The following is a 19,348-nucleotide window of genomic DNA, read 5'->3' as shown; positions in this document are numbered from 1 at the left end:
CCGCGCCGGGGCGCCGGTCGCGATCACGGCGTCGGCGGTGCGGTCACGGCGTCCGCGCGGAGCGCGTCCACGGCCGCCGCGCTCAACGGCGTGCCCGCGATGGTCGCCGCGTAGAGCGCGGCGCCGACGCCGGGGCCGAGCACCGGCCGGCGCAGGTCGGTGGGCGTCGGCTCGGCGGCGAGCATCTCGCGGAAGCCGTGCCTGAGGGGCTCGGCGTCGAACATGCCGCCCGAGCACGAGACGGGGACGACCTCGTCGTCCGCGAAGCCGAGGTGCGTGCGTGTCGCCCGCACGAGCTCGACGAGCTCACGGCAGGCGTCCGCGAGGATCCGCTCGGCCACCGCGTCGCCCTGGCCGGCGGCCGCGACGACCGTGGTGGAGAGCGCGGCGATGTCCGCCCGGCGGCCCTTCCAGTCGTTCATGACCACGTCGATGAGGTCGAGGTCGGCGCCGACGCCGGTGCGCGTCCGCATCAGCTCGTGCAGGGGGCCGCGCGGCAGCCGGCCGTCGCTCATGCGCGTGAAGGCGTTGAGCCCGCGGATCCCCACCCAGTAGCCGGAGCCCTCGTCGCCGAACAGCTCGCTCCAGCCGCCGACCCGGTGCCCGCGGCCGCGACGGCGGCCGTAGGTCATGGATCCGGTGCCGCTGATGACGTTGATGCCGTCCGCGGCCGCGAGCGAGCCCGCCCAGCCGCACACCATGTCGTTGTCCGAGGTGCTGCGCGCGTGCCCGAGCACCTCGCGGGGGAGCGCGTCGAGCGCCGCGACGTCCGCGCTGACCTCCCCGTAGCCGGGGAGGCCGAAGAACGCCCGGTCGATGTCCGTCGCCTCGATCCCCGCCTCCGCCGTGACGCGCGCCACGCCGTCGGCGAGGACGCGTCGGACCAGGTCGAGTCCCTCGCCGAAGTAGTAGGAGCTCCCGCCCCGCACCCGGGCGCGCACGCGCCCGTCCCCGTCCACGAGCACGAACTCGGTCTTGGATCCGCCACCGTCGACGCCCAGGAACAGGGCCACGGTCAGCTGCGCGCCTCGGCGAGGGCCGCGACGCCCGCATCGAGCGGGTGGATTCGCACGCCCTGCACCACGCGGTTGACCGTGCCGTCGGGGAACGGGTTGTCCGGCGTCGCGCCGAGCGCGAGCGAGGAGGACAGCCCCAGGAGCTGCGCGACGACGACGTAGGCGACGGCGAGGAGGGCGTCCTCCTGCCCGGCCACGCCGGGCAGCACCCACGCGCGCGGGGCGTCGTCCGGGAGCGGCTCGGAGGAGATCGCGACGACGCGCTCCGCGGGCAGCGTCGAGCGCAGCTCGGCCAGGATGTCGAGGTCGTAGCGCCGCGTGTGCGGATCCGAGGAGACGTAGACGACCACGAGCGTCGCGTCGTCGAGGACCGCCTTCGGCCCGTGCCGGAACCCCAGCGCGGAGTCGTGGTACGTGACGACGCGCCCCGCCGTCAGCTCGAGGAGCTTGAGCGCGGACTCCCGGGCGAGGCCGGCGAGCGGCCCGCTGCCGAGATAGACGACGCGCGTGCACCCGGTCGCGACCAGGGCGGCGATGTCGTCGCGCCGTTCCTCGATGACGTGCGTCGCGGCCGCGCGGAGGGCCTCGACGGCGGCGTCGTCCGGGCCCCCGAGGATCAGCAGGCAGGACAGGAGCATCGACGTGAAGCTCGACGTCATCGCGAAGCCCTCGTCGTTGGCGCGCGTCGGCATGAGCACCACGCGGGAGCCCGGGCGGTCGCGGTGGTCCCGCGACAGGAGGCCGGTCTCGTCGCACGTGATGACGAGGTGGCTCACGTCGGAGAGCACCTCGTCCGCGAGGCGCGTGGCCGCGCTGCTCTCGGGGCTGTTGCCCGAGCGGGCGAAGGACACGAGCAGGGTGGGCACGTCCTCCGCGAGGTACTCGCGGGGGTTCGAGACGATGTCGGTCGTGGCGACGGCCTCGACGCGGCGTCCGAGTCGGCGGCTCAGCGCCGGGGCGGCGATCTCCCCCACGAACGCGGACGTGCCCGCGCCCGTGAGCACGATGCGCAGATCGGGTTGCGCCAGCAGCGGCGCGAGGAAGGCGTCGAGGTCCTGCCGGGCGTCGGCGACGCGGGCGGAGGCCTCGCGCCACACGTCCGGCTGCTGCGTGATCTCGCGGACGGTGGCTTCGGAGCCGGGGGTGATGTCAGGCATGGAGCGCTCCAGGGGTGGCGGTGGTCGTCGAGCGGTCGCGGTCGCGGACCTCGGGGAAGCAGGCGGAGGCGTAGGGGCGGAGCGCGTCGCGGACGCGGTCCATCACGAGCGCGCGGGCGTCGGGGGCGAGGAGCCCTGCGCGCACGCGGGCGTACTGGTCGGGGAGGAACTGGCTGATGAGCGGGAGCGGGATCTCGAGCGCGGCGAGGTTCTCGTACAGCCGCGCCTCCGCCGCCGCGACGGGTGCGTCCGGCCAGTAGTACCGCATCCGGTCGCTGTAGCTGTAGCGGCGCGCGATGCGCTGCTCGTCCGCCGAGCCCTCGTAGTAGCCCTGCCAGTACCCGGGCTCGTCGAGCATGCGCTCCTCGAGCACCTCGATGAGCCGGGACCGGTCCTCCACCGCGACGAGCTCGTCCTCGATGAGGGCGACGGCGAAGAGCGCCTCGCGCATCGCGAAGGTGAGGCCGGGGCCAACCTTGAGGATCGCCCAGTGGTCCTCGACCAGCTGGGCGAGCTGCGCGCTCCCCTGGTAGTCGGTGGAGTGCGCCTCGAAGACGAGGCCGGGCTCGTCGTCGAGCACCGTCCGCAGCCCGGTGGTGCCGGAGCTCACGTAGTCGACGACCCGCAGGTGGTCGAACTCGACGGCGGGCTGCACGACCAGCGCGATGATCCGGTCCCAGATGCCGTCGAGGCCGACGTCCTGGAAGGCGCGGCGATGGCGGTCGAGGGTGGCGCGGGCAGCCGTCGGCGACGTGGGCGTCAGCTCGCCGAGCGTCTCGTGGGCGCCGCCGGGCACGGGCACCTCCGTGCCGATCACGTAGAGGATCGCCTCCTCGCGTCCCGCGCGCGCCGCCGCGTCCTCGGCGGCGCGGAGCAGGCGGGCCGAGCGCTCGGCGGCCAGGTCGTCGCCGACCGGCACCGGGTCGCCCGCGCAGGACATGCTGCAGTCCAGGTGGATCTTCGTGTAGCCGGCCTCGACGTAGGCGACGACCAGTCCCTCGGCGTTCACCATGGCCTCCTCCGCCGGCAGCGCCTGCCAGCGGTTCGGGCCGAGGTGGTCGCCGCCGAGCACCAGCCGGTCACGGGGGAGCCCGACCTCGGCGGCGATCCCGTGCACCAGCTCGCGGAAGTCGGCGGGCCGCATCCCGGTGTACCCGCCGAACTGGTCCACCTGGTTCGACGTGGCCTCGACGAGCAGGTACGTCCCGTCCTCGTCCGCCTGCCGGATCGCCGCCTCGAGGACGGTCGGGTGCGCCGAGCAGACCGAGTAGACGCCGACGGACCCACCCGCCTTGTGCTGCGTGATCGTGTCCCACAGGTGGTTGACCATGGTTCTCCTTGGCATGTCGGTGGATGCGCTCCGGTCGGGGCGAGGGCGGCGGTTGTCCCGGCCTCCCTGCTGCCCCCGGCGAGCGCGCGGGGCGACGGCCGGCCCCGCGTGTCCTGCGACGGCAGCGGCTCGTGCTCCGATCGTCGGGGAGAAGTGAGCGTTTCGTGTAGTTTTGACGCCAATCCGGTCTGAAATGCGCAGACCGATTGCGTGCTTGCTGATCGCCGAGGTGGCCCATGTCCCATGACCCGTCGAATCCGTCCCTGCCGCGCGCGGTGTCGACCAAGCGCGCGGAGCGCATGCGCCTCGTGCTGGCACTGCTGCACGAGCGCTCGAGCGTCTCGATCGCGGAGCTCGAGGAGCACCTCGGCGTCTCGGCGGCCACGCTCCGCCGGGACGTCGCCGACCTCGACGAGCAGGGCCTCGTCCTGCGCACGCACGGCGGCGTGCGCGAGCGCGACTCGCTGCGGGAGATCCCCGTGCGCCTCCGGAGCACGCGCCTCCGGCACATCAAGCAGCTGATCGCGCGCCGGGCGGTCGAGCTGCTGCCCGCCGGCCCGCACGCGCTCGCCCTCAGCGGCGGGACGACGACGGCCGAGGTCGCCCGCGAGCTCCGGTACCGCGACGGGCTCACGATCATCACCAACTCGCTCACCATCGCGTCGGAGTGCGCGGCCCGGCCGCGGCAGAAGGTGATCATGACGGGCGGCGTCGTGCGGCCGAGCTCCTACGAGGCGGTCGGCATGCTCGCGGAGGGCACGCTCCAGGCGATCAACGTCGGCACGGCGATCCTCGGCGCGGACGGCGTGACGGCGGCGGGCGGCGTCACCACCCACGACGAGACCGAGGCGCGCACCAACCACGCGATGGTCGCCAACGCGCAGCGCGTCATCGTGGTGGCCGACGGGGCGAAGGTCGGCCAGGTGCAGCTGGCGAAGATGGCGGACGCCGGCGAGATCGACGACCTCGTCACGGACTCGGGCGCGGATCCGCTCGCCCGGGAGCTGCTGATCGCCGCGGGCGTGGCCGTGCACGTGGTCGAGCTCCGGGGCGGCGACGCCGCCTGACGCCGGCAGGGGAGGGGCGGCGGGGGCCGCGGGAGCGCTCCCGCCGCCCGTCGTGTTACGGCCTCGTAAACAAGCGGCCGACGATGTCGCGCTCGTGGACGTGACCGTTACTGTCGCAACATGCTCATTTCACCGCTGGTAGTGACAAAAACGATCATGGGTTGCACCATGGATGCATGCGCAACGACGGGCATCGCCCTCTCATGACCTCCTCGACGCCCATCTCCGCGACGGTCCGCGTGGCCGTCGTCGGCTTCGGCGCCCGTGCCGCCATCGCCCAGCACGTGGGCGCCGCCCGCGAGGGCGCGCGCATCGTCGCGATCGTCGAGCCGGACGCCGACGGACGGGCCCGCGCCCAGCGCGCCTACCCCGACGCCGTGATCCACGCCGACCTCGACGCCCTCGTGGCCGCGGGCGACGTCGACGCCGCGATCGTCACCGCCCCCGACCACGCCCACGAGGCCATCGCGGTCACGCTGCTCGACGCCGGCATCCCCGTCTACCTCGAGAAGCCCCTCGCGATCACCCTCGAGGGGGCCGACCGGGTGCTCGACGCCGCGGCCCGGAGCGGCACCGTCCTCTACGTCGGCCACAACTTCCGCCACGCGGCCGTCGTCCGGGTCATGCGCGAGATCATCGAGCGCGGCGAGATCGGCGAGGTCAAGGCCGTGTGGGTGCGCCACTTCGTCGGCAACGGCGGCGACTACTACTTCAAGGACTGGCACGCCGACCGCACGAAGACGGGGACCTTGCTGCTGCAGAAGGCCAGCCACGACATCGACGTGATCCACCACCTCGCGTCCGGCTACACGCGCCGCGTCGTGGGCATGGGCGACCTCATGGTCTACGGCGACGTGACCGACCGGCGCGACCGACGCGGCGAGACCATGCCGGACTGGTTCTCGTTCGACAACTGGCCGCCGGCCAGCCAGTCCGGCCTCAACCCGGTCGTCGACGTCGAGGACGTGTCGATGATGCTCATGACGCTCGACAACGGCGTCATGGCCAGCTACCAGCAGTGCCACTTCACCCCCGACTACTGGCGCAACTACACCGTCATCGGCACCGAGGGCCGCCTCGAGAACGTCGGCGACACCGCGGGCGGCGTCGTCAAGGTCTGGAACCGCCGGCACGAGTGGCAGGTCGAGGGCGACGTCGAGCACCCCATCGCGGGCGCGGCGAGCGGCCACGAGGACGCCGACCTCCTCACGATGACCGAGTTCTTCGCGCACCTGCTCGACGGCGCGCCCACGCTCGTCTCGCCGATCGCCGCGCGGGAGGCCGTCGCCGCCGGATCGCTCGCGGCGCACTCGCTCCGTCACGGCTCCGTGCCCGTCACCGTCCCCGACCTCCCCGCGCACGTCGCGCAGCACTTCCCCGCATGATCCCCCGCACCCACCCCCGGAAGGACCACCCGATGAGCACCACCCCCTCGTCCGCCCCGCACCGACCCCGCCGGCGCGCCGTCCTCGGCACCGCCCTGGTCCTCGGGGTCGCCCTCGCCGCCAGCGGCTGCAGCTCCGACGGCGCGGGCAGCTCCCCCGCGGAGTACGCCGCGCCCGCGAAGGACCTCACGGCGTCCATCACGTACGGCGTGTGGGACAAGAACCAGGTCCCCGCCATCGAGGAGAACATCGCCGCCTTCAACGAGGAGTACCCGGGCATCGAGGTGACGGTGAACGTCACGCCCTTCTCCGAGTACTGGACCAAGCTGCAGACCCAGGCGTCGAGCGACACCCTCCCCGACCTGTTCTGGATGAACGGCCCGAACCTCGGGCTCTACGCATCGAACGACCAGATCGAGCCCATCACGGGCGCGGTCGACGCGGGCGACATCGACCTCGGCGACTACCCCGAGGCGCTCGTCGACCTCGACACGGTCGACGGCGTGTCGTACGGCGTGCCGAAGGACTTCGACACCATCGGCATCTGGGCGAACGAGGCCCTCTTCGAGGCGGCCGGCGTGCCCGTGCCCGAAGGCGACTGGACGTGGGAGGAGTTCCAGGAGACCGCCGCGGCGATCTCCTCGGCGCTGAGCGCGGACGGCGTCTACGGCGCCGCCGGCGGCATGGACGGCCAGACGACCTACTACAACACGGTCCTCCAGGCGGGCGGCACCGTGATCGACGGCGACCGGTCGGGCTACGCGTCCCCCGAGGCGCAGGCCGGCATCCAGTTCTGGACGGACCTCATCGACGGCGGCGGCTCCCCCTCCATCCAGCAGCTCACCGACACGACCGCGGACCAGTGGTTCACCTCGGGCAAGCTCGCCATGTACTGGGGCGGCAGCTGGTTCCGGTCGGCGCTCACCGACACGGAGCTCGAGCAGGACGTCGTCGTGCTCCCCCTGCCGCAGGGCGAGGAGCAGGCCACCGTGATCCACGGGGTCTCCAACGTCGTCTCGGCGGCCTCCGAGCAGAAGCAGGCCGCGCAGGCCCTGCAGGTGTTCCTCGCCAGCGAGGCGGCGCAGCAGCAGCAGGGCGATGCCGGCGCCGTCATCCCGGCCTTCACCGGGACCCAGACCGCGTTCACCGGCTCCATGCCCGACGCCCGACTCCAGGTCTTCCTCGACGCGCTCGACTACGCGCAGCCCCTGCCCGTGAGCGGCAACACCGCCGTGTGGAACGCGCTCGAGACCGACCTGCTGCCGCAGGGGTTCTCCGGCGACCGCCCGGTGGCCGAGGTCACCGAAGAGCTGGCCGCGGAGATGGACGCGGCGCTGGCCGAGGAGTGACGCTGATGACGACCGCCGCCCACTCCCGCGCACCGGCGCCGTCCCTCCCGGACGGCGCCAGGGGAGACGCGCCCTCGACCGCATCCCCGCCGACCGGGTCCGCGTCGCGTCCGCGCCGCGGAGCCGGGGACGGGGCCTGGCCCTGGCTCTTCGTCGCCCCGCTCGTGCTCGGGGTGCTCGTCTTCTACATCTGGCCGATCGTCCAGACGGCCGGGAGCTCGTTCACCGAGACCGGGCCGTTCGGCGGATCCACCTTCGCCGGGATCGAGAACTACGTCCGGCTGCTGCAGGACCCGCAGCTGTACCTCTCGCTCGGCAACACGCTGCTCTACACGGCCATCGTGCTGCTCGGCATCCCGATCGCGGTCTACCTGGCGAGCCTGCTCAACCTCCCGGGGCTGCGCTTCGCGTCGCTCTACCGGGTGCTGTTCTTCCTCCCGTACGTCGCGATGCCGACCGCGGTCGCGATGGTGTGGCGGGTGATCTTCAACGGCGACTTCGGGCTGCTCAACCACGCGCTCGCGCTGGTCGGCGTCGACGGGCCGTACTGGATCAGCACACCCGTCTTCGCGACGATCGCCGTGGCCGTCGTGGGGCTCTGGTCCTCGCTGGGCTTCAGCCTGATCGTGCTCGCGGCGGGCCTCAAGAACATCCCGCCGGAGCTCTACGAGGCCTCCGAGCTCGACGGGGCCACGCGCTGGCGGCAGTTCCGCGACATCACGGTGCCGCTCCTGTCGCCGAGCGTCTTCTTCGTCACCATCGTCACGGTCATCTCGAGCTTCCAGGTGTTCGACCTGCTGTACGCGATCCTCGGCAGCAGCAACCCCGTGCTGCCCAAGAGCATGTCGCTCGTCTACTTCTTCTACCGCGAGGGATTCGTGAACAACGACAAGGGCTACGCGGCCGCGGTCGCCATGGCGATCTTCCTGATCATCGGCATCGTCACCGCCGTCCAGTTCCGCTTCCAGAGGAGGTGGGTGCAGGGTGACTGAGCAGGCGATCCGCGTCCGACCGGCGGCCTCGGCCGCGTCGCGTCGTCGACGGCGCCGCGGCGGTTCCCACGTCGTCGCGCACCTCGTGCTCGGGGTCGGCGGCCTCGTCATGGCCTTCCCGTTCCTCTGGCAGATCATCATGTCGCTGTCGACCAACGCGGAGGTGCAGAGCGTCACGCCCGTGTTCTGGCCGCAGGAGATCCAGTGGTCGAACTACGCCGAGGTCCTCGAGCGCCTGCCGTTCGTGCAGCAGCTGCAGACGTCGGTGCTCGTCACCGTGATCCGGACGGTCGCGCAGATCCTGTTCTGCACCCTCGCCGGCTACGCGTTCGCGCGCATGCGGTTCCGCGGACGGGCGATCCTGCTCGCGATGGTGCTGTCGATCCTGATGGTGCCCTCGCAGGTGTACCTGCTGTCGCAGTACCAGATCGTGCAGGGCCTGGGCCTGCTCGACAGCCTCGGCGGTCTCGTGCTGCCCGGGCTCTTCAGCGCCTTCGGCACCTACCTGATGCGGACCGCCTTCCTGGCGATGCCGGCCGAGCTCGAGGAGGCGGCCCGGCTCGACGGGGCGAACCCCTTCCAGATCTTCTGGCGCATCATGCTGCCGCTCGCCAAGCCCACGATCAGCGTCCTCGCCATCACGACCGTGCTGTGGTCGTGGAACGAGCTGCTCTGGCCGCTCGTCGTGACCACGTTCAGCGACCGGATGCCGCTCTCCGCCGGCCTCGCGACGCTGATCGGCGACCGCACCACCGACTACCCGGTGGTGATGGCGGCGAGCCTGCTCGCGATGGCACCCGTGCTCATACTGTTCATCGTGCTGCAGCGCCGGGTCATCGACGGCCTCGCGTCCAGCGGCCTGAAGTAGCCGCCGGTGCCACCCCGCGGGTCCCTCGTCGCAGGCGGGGGACCCCGGGGGACCCGCGCGTCGCCGTCCGGGCCGCGTCCCCGACGCCGGCCGACCCCGAGCCCGGTCGCCTCTACAGCGCTGCACTAGCCTCGGCCCATGAGCTCGCAGCCCTCCGTGCCGCCCGTCGACGTGCCGGACGGAGGCGGCCGCCGGACCGCGCGCGTCGCCGCCCCCGCGCCGCTCCTCCTGCCGGACGGGAGCCCGGCCGCCGACGCCTTCACCCTCGATCCCGCCCTCCTCCACCTCAACCACGGGTCCTTCGGCGCCGTCCCCCGGGAGTCGCAGGCGCACCAGGCGCGGTCGCGGGCGCTCATGGAGGCGGCGCCGCTGGTGTGGTTCCCGCGCCTGCCGCACCTCGTCGCCGAGGCGCGAGGTCGCGTCGCCGGCTTCCTGCGCACGGTTCCCGCGTCCCTCGCCTTCGTGCCGAACGCGAGCGCCGGCGCGAGCGTCGTGTTCTCCAGCCTCCCGGTCGCCCGCGGCCTCGAGGTCGTCGTCACCGACCACGGCTACGGGGCCGTGACGATGGGTGCGCGAGCGCCTGGCGCGGCGGTGGGGCGGGACCGTGCGCACCGTGCCGGTGCCCCTCGGCGCCGACCACGACGAGGCCCTCGGGAGGATCGCCGAGGCCGTCACCGGGGACACCTCGCTCCTCGTCCTCGACCACGTGACGTCGCCCACCGCCCGGGAGCTGCCCGTCGCCGCCGTCGCGCGCATCGCCCGCGAGAGGGGCGTGCCGATGCTCGTCGACGGCGCGCACGCGCCCGGCCTCCTCGCGGATCCGCTGCGCGACCTCGAGGCGGACTTCTGGGTCGGCAACATGCACAAGTTCCCCTGCGCGCCCCGCGGCACCGGCGTCCTCGTCGCCCGCGGCCCGCTCGTGCCGGAGCTCAACCCGCTCATCGACAGCTGGGGCGCCGGCCGCCCGTACCCGGAGCGGTTCGACGAGCAGGGCACCCTCGACCTCACCAGCTGGCTCGCGGCGCCGACGTCCCTCGACCTCGTCGACCGGACGTGGGGCTGGGGCGCCGCCCGCGCATACATGTCCGCCCTCGCCGACCACGCGGTCGACGTGATCGCCGACGCGTTCGGCGCGCTCACGGGCGAGGACCACCGCGTCGACGTCGGCATGCCGGTGGCGGCCCTCCGGCTCGTGCGCCTCCCCGCTCCGCTCGCGACCGGCCCCGGCGGCGGCAACGCGCTGCGCGACCGGGTGATCGAGGAGCTCGGCGCCCTCTGCGCGTTCACGGCGTTCGACGGCGTCGGCTACCTCCGCATCTCGACGCACGTCTACAACACCCCGGCCGACTACGAGGACTTCGCCGAGCGCTGCGTGCCCCGGCTCTGGGAGTGGGCGACGGCGTCCTGATCCGCTCCGTCCCGACCGCCGTCCCTTGCGCTTCGCGTTTCTAGCGCTGTAAATTCGACTGCCGCCGCAATCGAAGGAGATGACGCGTGAGCAGGACCGCAGAATCGCACGCACCGCTGAGCAGACGGACGTTCCTCGCCGGCTCCGGCGCCCTCGCCGCGCTCGGGCTCGCTGGATGCGCCCCCTCCGCCGGCGGCACGGGCGGCACGACGACCATCGGCTTCTACGAGCAGAAGCAGGAGGTCATCGCCTACTTCGACGACCTCCTCCGCCGGTTCGAGCAGGAGCACGGCGGCATCCGCGTCGTCCACGACGCCACCGCCTCCATCGCCCCGCAGTTCGTCCGCCGCCAGCCCGCGGACGTCGGCTGCTTCAACACGAACCTGGAGCTCGCCCGCTACATCGGGCGCGGCGTCCTCAGCGACCTGTCCGAGCTGCCGTCGGCGGAGCGGATCCGACCCGACGTCGCGAAGCTCGCCACTCAGTACGCCACCTACCCCGGCCGGACCAGCGTGCTCCCGTACTCGCTCACCGCCGCGGGGGTCATCTACAACAAGCGCATCTTCGCCGACATGGGGCTTCCCGTACCGGAGACCTGGTCCCAGTTCGTCGACGTCTGCACGGAGATCCAGAAGACCGACATCACCCCGATCTACGCCACGGACCGCGACACCTGGACCCTCTGGCAGGGCCTGTTCGACTACTCCGTCGGGAGCCTCGTCGACACCGGCGCCTTCTTCGGGCGGATGCAGGCGCTCGGCACCGACGTCGGCCCCGACTCGGAGGTGTCGTTCCAGAGCACGCTCGCCGTGCCGATGGAGCGCGCGAAGGTCGTCTCCTCGTTCTTCAACCCCGACCACGCCGTGCGCACCTACGCCGACGGCAACCTCGCCTTCGGCAAGGGCGAGGCGGCCATGTACCTGCAGGGCCCCTGGGCGCTCAGCCAGATCGCCCTCATCGACGAGGACCTCGAGGTCGGCACCTTCGCGCTCCCCGTCTCGGAGGATCCCGCGGACCGGAAGGCGCGCGTGAACATCGACCTCGGCCTCTACATCCCGACGGGCACCGCGCACCGCGACGAGGCCGTCGAGCTCGTCGAGTTCCTCATGCGGCCGGAGATCATCGACGCGTACAACCGCGACAACCTCGCGTACTCGACCACCGCCGACGCCCCGCCGCAGACCGACGAGCGCGTCGCCGGGCTGCAGCCCTACATCGACTCCGCCGCCTTCTACCAGGGGGCCGGCACCTTCGTGCCCGCGTCGATCCCCCTCGGCAACTACCTCCAGTCGGCGACCCGGAGCGGCGACTTCGAGGGCATGCTCCGCCAGCTCGACGCCGACTGGCGCCTCGTCGCCGGACGGGACGCCCTCGTATGACCCGCACCGGCACGACCGACCCCTCCGAGGAGCGACGATGACCGTCCAGACCCCGCTCGCGCCCATGACGGCCGCGCCGCCGCCCCCTCGGACGGCTGCGCGCCGCACCGGCAGGAGGCGGCCGCAGTTCCTCTACTACGTCTTCCTCGTGCCGGCGCTCGTGCTGTTCACGGCGTTCGTGGTCGGGCCCGCCGTCATCGGCATCCTCTACAGCTTCACCGACTACGTCGGCTACGGCGCCTGGTCGTTCCTCGGCCTGCGGAACTACGCCACCCTCTTCTCCGACCCGAGCATCCTCGCCTCCTACGGGTTCACCATCGGGTTCGCCGTGGTCACGGTGCTCATCGCCCAGGTGATCGCCCTGTCGCTCGCCGTCGCGCTGTCGAGCCGCATCCGGTTCGCCGCACCTCTGCGGAGCATCCTGGTGATCCCGATGGTCGTGTCCGGCATCGTCGTCGCCTACGTCTTCAACTTCCTCTTCTCCAACTCGCTGCCGGCGCTCGCGCAGGCGGTCGGCTTCGGCCCGCTGGAGGAGAGCATCCTCGGGGATCCGAACCTCGCGTGGCTCTCCATCGTCATCGTCAGCGCCTGGCAGACCATCCCCGGCGCCCTGCTCGTCTACACGGCCGGCCTCACCGCGATCTCCGCCGACCTCTACGAGGCGAGCTCCCTCGACGGCGCGACCGGGTGGATGCAGTTCCGCACCATCACGCTGCCGCTGATCGCCGGCTTCGTCCTCATCAACACGGTCCTCGGCGTCAAGGGCTACCTCGGCGCCTACGACGTCATCGTCGGCCTCACCGGCGGCGGCCCCGGCACCGCCACCCGCAGCGTCGCCATGACGATCTTCAGCGGGTTCACCGGAGGCGACTACGCGTACCAGATGGCCAACGCGTCCGTCTTCTTCATCGTGACGCTGATCATCTCCGTCATCCAGCTCATCGCCACCCGCGGAAGGGCGGTCCGACTGTGACCTCCACCCGAGCTCCACGCACGCACGCGACCGCGGGCGACGCGCACCGGAAGCGCCTCAACCGGAGGAGCTGGCCGGTCACGATCCTGCTGATCCTCGCGTCGCTCACCGTGCTCCTGCCGCTCTACGCGACCGTGAGCATGGCCTTAAAGACGAGCGCGCAGTCGGCGGACGGCAACGTCTTCTCGCTCCCCGCCCCGTTCAACCCGGAGAGCTTCGCCGTCGCCTGGGAGCTGACGCGCTTCCCCGTCTCCTTCGGGGTCTCACTCCTCGTCGCGGCCATCGCCGTCGTCCTCACGCTGCTGCTCAGCTCCGTCGCCGCCTACGCGGTCGTCCGCAACTGGGACCACCGCTTCTTCCGCTGGGCGCTGTACTACCTGCTGGCCGCCCTCTTCCTGCCGTTCCCCGTGGTCGCGCTGCCGCAGATCCAGCTCACGGCGATCCTCGGCCTCGACGGGCCCGTGGGCGTCGGGATCCTGCACGCCATGTTCCAGCTGTCCTTCAGCGTGCTGCTCTACTCGGCCTACCTCCGCTCGATCCCCCTCGAGCTCGAGGAGAGCGCCCGCATCGACGGCGCGAGCACGTGGCAGGTCTTCTGGCGCATCGTCTTCCCGCTGCTCGCGCCCATGAACGCCACGGTCGGCATCTTCGCCTTCCTCGCGTCGTGGAACGACTTCATGCTGCCGTCGCTCATCACGGCCGACCCCGCCCTGCAGACGCTCCCCGTCGTGCAGAACATCTTCCAGAGCCAGTTCGGCACCGACTACAACGTCGCCTTCGCGTCGTACCTGATGGCCATGGCGCCGACGATCATCGTCTACCTGATCGCGCAGCGCTGGGTCATCAGCGGCGTGACCCAGGGCGCCGTGAAGAGCTGACCCCACCGCATCCAGCCCGAGGAGCACCATGACCGCACCCGTCCGATCCACGACCACGGGCACCCGCACCATCCGCCCCCTCCCGGAGAGCGCGCCCGTCGCGCGCGCCGAGCAGCAGATCCACGGGGACGGGTGGCGCGTCACCGTGCTCACCGAGGGCCTCCTCCGCGTCGAGCGCTGGGACCCGTCCGTGCCGGGAGCGGGCCCGGAGGACCGCGCGTCGGCCTTCGCGATCCGCCGCGACCTCCCCGCGGCGTCGTTCACCGCCGAGCGGCACGGCGACGGCGTCACGGTCACGACCCGCCGCGCGCGCCTCCGCTACGACGGCGGCCCCTTCTCCTCCAGCGGCCTCGTCGTCGAGGTGATCGGCGCCGACGCCGGACGGTGGCGGCACGGGGAGCCGACCCGCGACCTCGGCGGCACCGCCCGCACCCTCGACGACGTCGACGGCCGGACCGACCTCGAGTCCGGCGTCGTCGCGCCGGACGGCATCGCGATCGTGGACGACGCCGCGTCGATGCTCTTCGAGGACGACGGGTGGATCGGCTCGCGGCGCCCCGGGCAGGAGGACCTCTACGTGTTCGTCCACGGGCGCGACCACGCCGACGCCGTGCGCGCCCTCTACGCCGTGTCGGGCGACCCGATGCTCCTGCCCCGGTGGGCGCTCGGCACCTGGTGGAGCCGCTACCACCCCTACAGCGACGACTCCTACCTCGCCCTCCTGGACCGCTTCGAGGAGGAGGGCGTGCCGCTGTCCGTCGCCGTCATCGACATGGACTGGCACCGCGTCGACTCGGTGCCGTCCCGCTTCGGGAACGGCTGGACGGGCTACTCGTGGGAGCCGTCGCTCTTCCCCGACCCCGCGGCGTTCCTCGCCGAGCTGCACCGGCGCGGCATGCGCACGACCCTCAACCTGCACCCCGCGGACGGCGTCCGCGCCTTCGAGGACCGCTACCCCGAGATCGCGCGCGCCGTCGGCATCGACCCCGCGACCGAGGCGCCGGTGCCGTTCTCGCCGACCGACCCCGCCTTCCTCGAGGCGTACTTCCGCGAGCTGCACCACCCGCTCGAGGAGCAGGGCGTCGACTTCTGGTGGATCGACTGGCAGCAGGGCCGCACCTCCGACCTGCCCGGCGTCGACCCGCTCTGGGTGCTCAACCACTTCCACCACCTCGACGCGGCCCGCGACGGCGGATCCGGCATGACCTTCTCCCGGTACGCGGGTCCCGGCAGCCACCGCTACGCCGTCGGGTTCTCCGGCGACGCCGTCGTCTCGTGGGCCTCCCTCGACTTCCAGCCCGAGTTCACGGCCACCGCCTCGAACATCGGCTACAGCTGGTGGAGCCACGACATCGGCGGCCACACGCGCGGGATCCGCGACGATGAGCTCGCCACGCGGTGGGTCCAGTTCGGCGTGCTGTCGCCCATCACGCGGCTGCACTCGGCGAACAACCCGTTCATCCGCAAGGAGCCCTGGCTGTTCCCGGCCGAGCACCGCGCGGCGATGGACGACGCCCTGCGGCTCCGGCACCGCCTCGTCCCCTACCTGCACACGATGAACCACCGCGCCGCGGAGGAGGGGGTGCCGCTCGTCCGGCCGATGTACCACGCGGAGCCCCGGCGGCAGGAGGCGTACACGGTGCCGAACCAGTACGAGCTCGGGTCCGAGCTGGTCGTCGCGCCGATCACGACCCCGCGCGATCCGGCGTCCCGGCGCGGCAGCACCCGCGCCTGGCTCCCCGCCGGGCTGTGGACCGACCTCGTCACCGGCACCGTCTACCGCGGCGACCGCACCATCGAGCTGCACCGCACCATCGCGAGCGTCCCGGTGCTCCTCCGCGCCGGCGGGATCCTCCCCCTCGACGCCACGACGGAGCTCGACGCCACCCGGAACCCCGCGCACCTCGAGGTCGTCGTGGCGCCCGCCGCGGCCGGGCGCTTCGTGCTCGTCGAGGACGCCGAGGCCGCCGACGACCGGGCCGCCGACGACCGGTCCGCCCGCGATCGGGCCGCCGGGTCCGCCTCCGCGACGGCCGCGGGCAGCGCGCGCACGGCCTTCGCGTGGGATCCGGCCGGCGAGCTGCGGATCGAGCGGCAGGATCCCCACGGCGTCATCCCCGCGGGCCGCGTCTACACCGCGACGTTCCTCGCGCTGCTCCCCGCGTCGCCCGTCACCGTGGACGGCGTCGCCGTCGAGGTGCGCGGCCGGGACGGCCGGTGGAGCGTCGACGTAGCCTCCGCGGACGCCGTCGTCCGCACCGGCCCCCTGCGCGTCGGGGTGGATCCGACCGAGGCCGCCCGCGTGATCCTCGAGGAGGCGCAGGCCGGCAACCCCGAGAAGCTGGAGGCGTGGGGCGTGGTCAGCAGCGGACGCGCGACCGCCGACCGGCTGGTCGAGCTGCAGGCGGTCGACCTCCCGGCGTCCGTCATCGCGGGCCGTCGCCGAGGTCCTCGGGTCGGTGACCTCGGCCGACGTCTGAGCGGGGCGCCGCCGGTCGTCAGGGGACGGCCGGCGCGCTCTCGCGCAGCACCAGCCGGTGGCCGACGGTCACGTGGCGTCCCGGCTCCTCGTCGCCGCCGACCCGCTGCAGCAGCAGGTCGAGGGCGCGCTCCGCGAGCTCGCGCGTGTCCGGCGCCACGGAGGTCAGGCTGGGCATGACGCTCGCCCCGAGCTCGATCGCGTCCCAGCCCACGACCGCCACGTCGTCCGGCACGCGGATCCCGCGCCGGTGCAGCGCGCGGAGGGCGCCGATGGCGGCGAGGTCCTCGCGGCACAGCAGCGCGTCGACGTCGAGGCCCCGGTCGAGGGCCTCCGTCAGGGCCTCCTCCGCGCCCAGGGCGTCGCCCGCCTCGCGCGCGACGAGCCGCGAGGCGTCGAACGCCAGGCCGGCGTCGTCGAGTCCGCGGCGGTACCCCTCGAGCCGGAGGGCCGACGTGCGGGACACGTCGTCGGGCTCGTGGCCGAGGAAGCCGATGCGGCGTCGCCCGGACGCGACGAGGTGCGCGACCGCCGACCGCGCGGCTTCCACGTTGTCCACGGCGACCTGGTCGGATCCCGCGGGCTGGGGGTCCTCGCCGAGGAACACGACCGCTGCGTCCCCGCGCACCGCGTCGAGCTCGGACGCGGTCAGCGACTGCGGGTGGATCACGAGGCCGTCGACGAACCCGGCCTCCCGGTCGTCGAGCACCGCCCGCTCGCCCTCGGCGGTGCCGCCCGTCTCGATCAGCACCATCCCGTACCCGCGCGCCTGGGCGACGCGGGCGAAGACGTGCGCGAGCTCCGCGAAGTAGGGGCGCCGCAGGTCCGGGAACGCGAGCCCGATCATGCGCGACCGGCCCGTGGCGAGGCTCCGACCCGAGCGGTTCGGGCGGTAGCCGAGCTCGTCGATGGCGGACCGCACGCGCTCCCGCATGCCCGGGCTGATGTGCTGGTAGTCGTTGACGACGTTGGAGACCGTCTTCATCGACACGCCCGCGAGGTCCGCGACGTCCTGCAGCGTGACCCGTCCCATTCCCGCATGCTATCGACGCGATGCCGTTACAGCGCTGTAAAGTGTTCACCATGTCCACCGCCGCATCCCTCGCCACGACGCCACCCGACCTCCCCACCGCCTCCCGGCAGGACGGCTCCTACCCGCGCCCGCAGGTCATGCGCGCGGACTGGGCGAACCTCGACGGCACGTGGTCGTTCCGCCACGACGACGCGGACGCCGGCCTCGCGGAGGGCTGGGCGGCCGGCTTCGGCGACGCGCAGTCGATCCTCGTCCCCTTCCCGCCGGAGTCCGAGGCCTCCGGCATCGCCGAGCCCGGCTTCCACCGGGTGGTCTGGTACTCCCGCACGATCACGGCGGCGGATCTCGCGGAGGCCGGCCGGTCGGACCGCGCGCCCCGCGTGCTCCTGCACCTCGGCGCGGTCGACTACCGCGCCCGCGTGTGGATCGACGGCGCGTTCGTCGGCGAGCACGAGGGCGGCCACACGCCCTTCTCCTTCGACGTGACGGAGCACGTCGCCGGCAACGTGGATCACGAGGTCGTCGTGCGCGCCGAGGACGACCCGCACGACGCCACGCAGCCGCGCGGCAAGCAGGACTGGCACGAGTCGCCGCACGCCATCTGGTACCACCGCACCACGGGGATCTGGCAGACCGTGTGGCTGGAGGCCGTGCCGGAGGTCGCGATCCGCGCGCTCCGCTGGGTGCCGGTCGACCACGCGCACGTGTCGCTCGGGATCGCGCTCCGCGGCCGGGCGCCCGCGGGCTCGCGCGTCCGCGTCGCCCTCCGCTGGGAGGAGCGCGGCGAGGACCTGGGCGCGGTCGAGGTCGCCGTGCCGACCGAGACCGAGGTGGTCGACCTCGTCGTCCCCGTCGTCCGCCAGGCGCACGGCCAGGCCGAGGACGAGCTGCAGTGGAGCCCCGAGAAGCCGCGCCTCGTCGACGCCACCGTGACGCTCGTGGCGCCCGACGGCGCCCCCGTGGACGCCGTGGCCTCCTACCTCGGGCTCCGCATGGTCGCCACGGACCGCGGGTCGTTCCTCCTCAACGACCGTCCCTACGACGTGCGCTCCGTGCTCGACCAGGGCTACTGGCCGCAGTCGCACCTCGCCGCGCCCTCGTACGACGCGCACCGGCAGGAGGTGGAGCTCATCAAGGAGCTCGGCTTCACCGCGGCCCGCATGCACCAGAAGATCGAGGATCCGCGCTTCCTGTACTGGGCTGACCGGCTCGGCCTCCTCGTGTGGGGCGAGGCGCCCAATGCCTACGCCTTCTCTCCCACCGCCGTCCAGCGGCTCATGCGCGAGTGGATGGACGCCGTCGAGCGCGACGTCTCCCACCCGTCGATCGTCACCTGGGTCCCGGTCAACGAGAGCTGGGGCGTGCAGCAGGTGCCGTCGGATCCGCGTCAGCAGGCGTACACGCGCGCCCTCGCCGACGTCACGCGCGCGCTCGACGGCTCCCGGCCCGTCATCTCGAACGACGGGTGGGAGCACACCTCCAGCGACATCGTCTCCATCCACGACTACGAGGGCGTCGGATCCGTCCTCGCCGGCACCTACGCCGACGACGCCGCCCGCGACCGCCTGCTCTCCACCATGGGCCCGGGCGGGCGGCGCATCCTCGTCGACGGCGTCGCGTACGCGGGCCAGCCGCTCATGCTCACCGAGTTCGGCGGCGTGGACTTCCAGCCGGGCGGCCCCCGCGAGGACGGCTGGGGCTACACGGCCGCGGTCGACGGCGACGACTGGATCACGCGCATCACCGGGCTCTACGACGCCATCCGCATGAGCCGGATCCTCGCGGGGTCCTGCTACACGCAGCTCACCGACACGATGCAGGAGACCAACGGCCTCCTGACCGCCGACCGCGTGCCGAAGGTGGAGATCGCGCGCATCCGCCGGGCCGTCACCGGGCGCGACGAGGAGGCGTAGCAACGTCGCCACCGCGTACGGTCGGGGCATGACCCGACGCATGGCCGATCCCTCCTTCCGCGCCGAGCAGGAAGCGCAGGCCGCGACGGCGCCGATCGGCTCCCATGTCCATGTCGACGGG

The 19,348-nt window shown here is 72.8% G+C and carries 14 protein-coding genes and 1 pseudogene; 11 read left to right on the top strand and 4 right to left on the bottom strand.

Features of this window, described 5'->3' with window-relative positions; translation table 11 throughout:
• Window positions 1–23: 23 nt before the first annotated feature.
• From QFZ62_RS10180 to QFZ62_RS10170, 3 genes are read right to left on the bottom strand one after another with little or no spacing between them, the layout of a single operon-like run.
• Complete coding sequence (locus QFZ62_RS10180) at window positions 24–1,013, bottom strand: N-acetylglucosamine kinase (RefSeq protein WP_307505127.1); 990 nt, start codon at window positions 1,011–1,013, stop codon at window positions 24–26.
• 2 nt (window positions 1,014–1,015) lie between these two features.
• The gene (locus tag QFZ62_RS10175) at window positions 1,016–2,173 is read right to left on the bottom strand and encodes an SIS domain-containing protein (protein WP_307505125.1); all 1,158 of its coding nucleotides are present in this window, start codon (window positions 2,171–2,173) and stop codon (window positions 1,016–1,018) included.
• Window positions 2,166–3,503 carry a D-tagatose-bisphosphate aldolase, class II, non-catalytic subunit gene (locus QFZ62_RS10170; RefSeq protein WP_307505122.1) on the bottom strand — a complete coding sequence of 446 codons (1,338 nt, stop codon included), beginning with the start codon at window positions 3,501–3,503 and terminating at the stop codon, window positions 2,166–2,168. Before QFZ62_RS10170 ends, QFZ62_RS10175 begins: the two co-directional genes overlap by 8 nt.
• Before the next feature lie 236 nt (window positions 3,504–3,739).
• Between QFZ62_RS10170 and QFZ62_RS10165 the strand changes: the two genes are divergently transcribed.
• From QFZ62_RS10165 to QFZ62_RS10120, 10 genes and pseudogenes are all read left to right on the top strand, one after another.
• Window positions 3,740–4,570: a DeoR/GlpR family DNA-binding transcription regulator gene (locus QFZ62_RS10165; RefSeq protein ID WP_307505120.1), complete on the top strand. Its 831-nt coding sequence runs from the start codon at window positions 3,740–3,742 to the stop codon at window positions 4,568–4,570.
• A 203-nt stretch (window positions 4,571–4,773) separates the two neighbouring features.
• Entirely contained in the window at window positions 4,774–5,955 is a 1,182-nt protein-coding gene (locus QFZ62_RS10160) for a Gfo/Idh/MocA family protein (RefSeq protein ID WP_307505118.1), read from the top strand.
• A gap of 32 nt (window positions 5,956–5,987) precedes the next feature.
• A complete protein-coding gene (locus QFZ62_RS10155) occupies window positions 5,988–7,304 on the top strand; it encodes a sugar ABC transporter substrate-binding protein (RefSeq protein WP_307505116.1) in 1,317 nt (438 codons plus the stop codon).
• Between the two features lie 5 nt (window positions 7,305–7,309).
• Window positions 7,310–8,296 carry a carbohydrate ABC transporter permease gene (locus QFZ62_RS10150; RefSeq protein WP_307505114.1) on the top strand — a complete coding sequence of 329 codons (987 nt, stop codon included), beginning with the start codon at window positions 7,310–7,312 and terminating at the stop codon, window positions 8,294–8,296.
• Window positions 8,289–9,164: a carbohydrate ABC transporter permease gene (locus QFZ62_RS10145; RefSeq protein ID WP_307505112.1), complete on the top strand. Its 876-nt coding sequence runs from the start codon at window positions 8,289–8,291 to the stop codon at window positions 9,162–9,164. Before QFZ62_RS10150 ends, QFZ62_RS10145 begins: the two co-directional genes overlap by 8 nt.
• Window positions 9,165–9,777: 613 nt before the next feature.
• Window positions 9,778–10,572, top strand: a complete 795-nt coding sequence (locus QFZ62_RS10140; protein WP_307505109.1) for an aminotransferase class V-fold PLP-dependent enzyme — start codon at window positions 9,778–9,780, stop codon at window positions 10,570–10,572.
• An 86-nt stretch (window positions 10,573–10,658) separates the two neighbouring features.
• A complete protein-coding gene (locus tag QFZ62_RS10135) occupies window positions 10,659–11,951 on the top strand; it encodes an ABC transporter substrate-binding protein (RefSeq protein WP_307505106.1) in 1,293 nt (430 codons plus the stop codon).
• Between the two features lie 37 nt (window positions 11,952–11,988).
• Window positions 11,989–12,924 carry a carbohydrate ABC transporter permease gene (locus QFZ62_RS10130; RefSeq protein WP_373425956.1) on the top strand — a complete coding sequence of 312 codons (936 nt, stop codon included), beginning with the start codon at window positions 11,989–11,991 and terminating at the stop codon, window positions 12,922–12,924.
• Complete coding sequence (locus QFZ62_RS10125; protein ID WP_307505104.1) at window positions 12,921–13,802, top strand: carbohydrate ABC transporter permease; 882 nt, start codon at window positions 12,921–12,923, stop codon at window positions 13,800–13,802. Before QFZ62_RS10130 ends, QFZ62_RS10125 begins: the two co-directional genes overlap by 4 nt.
• Before the next feature lie 28 nt (window positions 13,803–13,830).
• A pseudogene (locus tag QFZ62_RS10120) lies at window positions 13,831–15,645 on the top strand (TIM-barrel domain-containing protein); the annotation flags it as partial.
• Window positions 15,646–16,300: 655 nt separating this feature from the next.
• On the opposite strand, the gene QFZ62_RS10115 reads toward QFZ62_RS10120, so the two are convergent.
• Window positions 16,301–17,314, bottom strand: a complete 1,014-nt coding sequence (locus QFZ62_RS10115; RefSeq protein ID WP_307505099.1) for a LacI family DNA-binding transcriptional regulator — start codon at window positions 17,312–17,314, stop codon at window positions 16,301–16,303.
• Window positions 17,315–17,364: 50 nt separating this feature from the next.
• Between QFZ62_RS10115 and QFZ62_RS10110 the strand changes: the two genes are divergently transcribed.
• Entirely contained in the window at window positions 17,365–19,227 is a 1,863-nt protein-coding gene (locus QFZ62_RS10110) for a glycoside hydrolase family 2 protein (RefSeq protein WP_307505094.1), read from the top strand.
• The last annotated feature ends 121 nt before the right edge of the window (window positions 19,228–19,348 follow it).

The organism is Clavibacter sp. B3I6 (assembly GCF_030816895.1).
Taxonomy (GTDB): Bacteria; Actinomycetota; Actinomycetes; order Actinomycetales; family Microbacteriaceae; genus Clavibacter.
The sequence above is the reverse complement of the archived record's forward strand: the minus strand, read 5'-3'. Positions and strand labels throughout refer to the sequence as shown.

Excerpts from the sequence above, each read along its gene's own strand:
- QFZ62_RS10175 (WP_307505125.1), bottom strand. The coding sequence starts at position 2,173 with ATGCCTGACATCACCCCCGGCTCCGAAGCCACCGTCCGCGAGATCACG.
- QFZ62_RS10170 (WP_307505122.1), bottom strand. The coding sequence starts at position 3,503 with ATGGTCAACCACCTGTGGGACACGATCACGCAGCACAAGGCGGGTGGG.
- QFZ62_RS10165 (WP_307505120.1), top strand. The coding sequence starts at position 3,740 with ATGTCCCATGACCCGTCGAATCCGTCCCTGCCGCGCGCGGTGTCGACC.
- QFZ62_RS10160 (WP_307505118.1), top strand. The coding sequence starts at position 4,774 with ATGACCTCCTCGACGCCCATCTCCGCGACGGTCCGCGTGGCCGTCGTC.
- QFZ62_RS10155 (WP_307505116.1), top strand. The coding sequence starts at position 5,988 with ATGAGCACCACCCCCTCGTCCGCCCCGCACCGACCCCGCCGGCGCGCC.
- QFZ62_RS10150 (WP_307505114.1), top strand. The coding sequence starts at position 7,310 with ATGACGACCGCCGCCCACTCCCGCGCACCGGCGCCGTCCCTCCCGGAC.
- QFZ62_RS10130 (WP_373425956.1), top strand. The coding sequence starts at position 11,989 with ATGACCGTCCAGACCCCGCTCGCGCCCATGACGGCCGCGCCGCCGCCC.
- QFZ62_RS10115 (WP_307505099.1), bottom strand. The coding sequence starts at position 17,314 with ATGGGACGGGTCACGCTGCAGGACGTCGCGGACCTCGCGGGCGTGTCG.
- QFZ62_RS10110 (WP_307505094.1), top strand. The coding sequence starts at position 17,365 with ATGTCCACCGCCGCATCCCTCGCCACGACGCCACCCGACCTCCCCACC.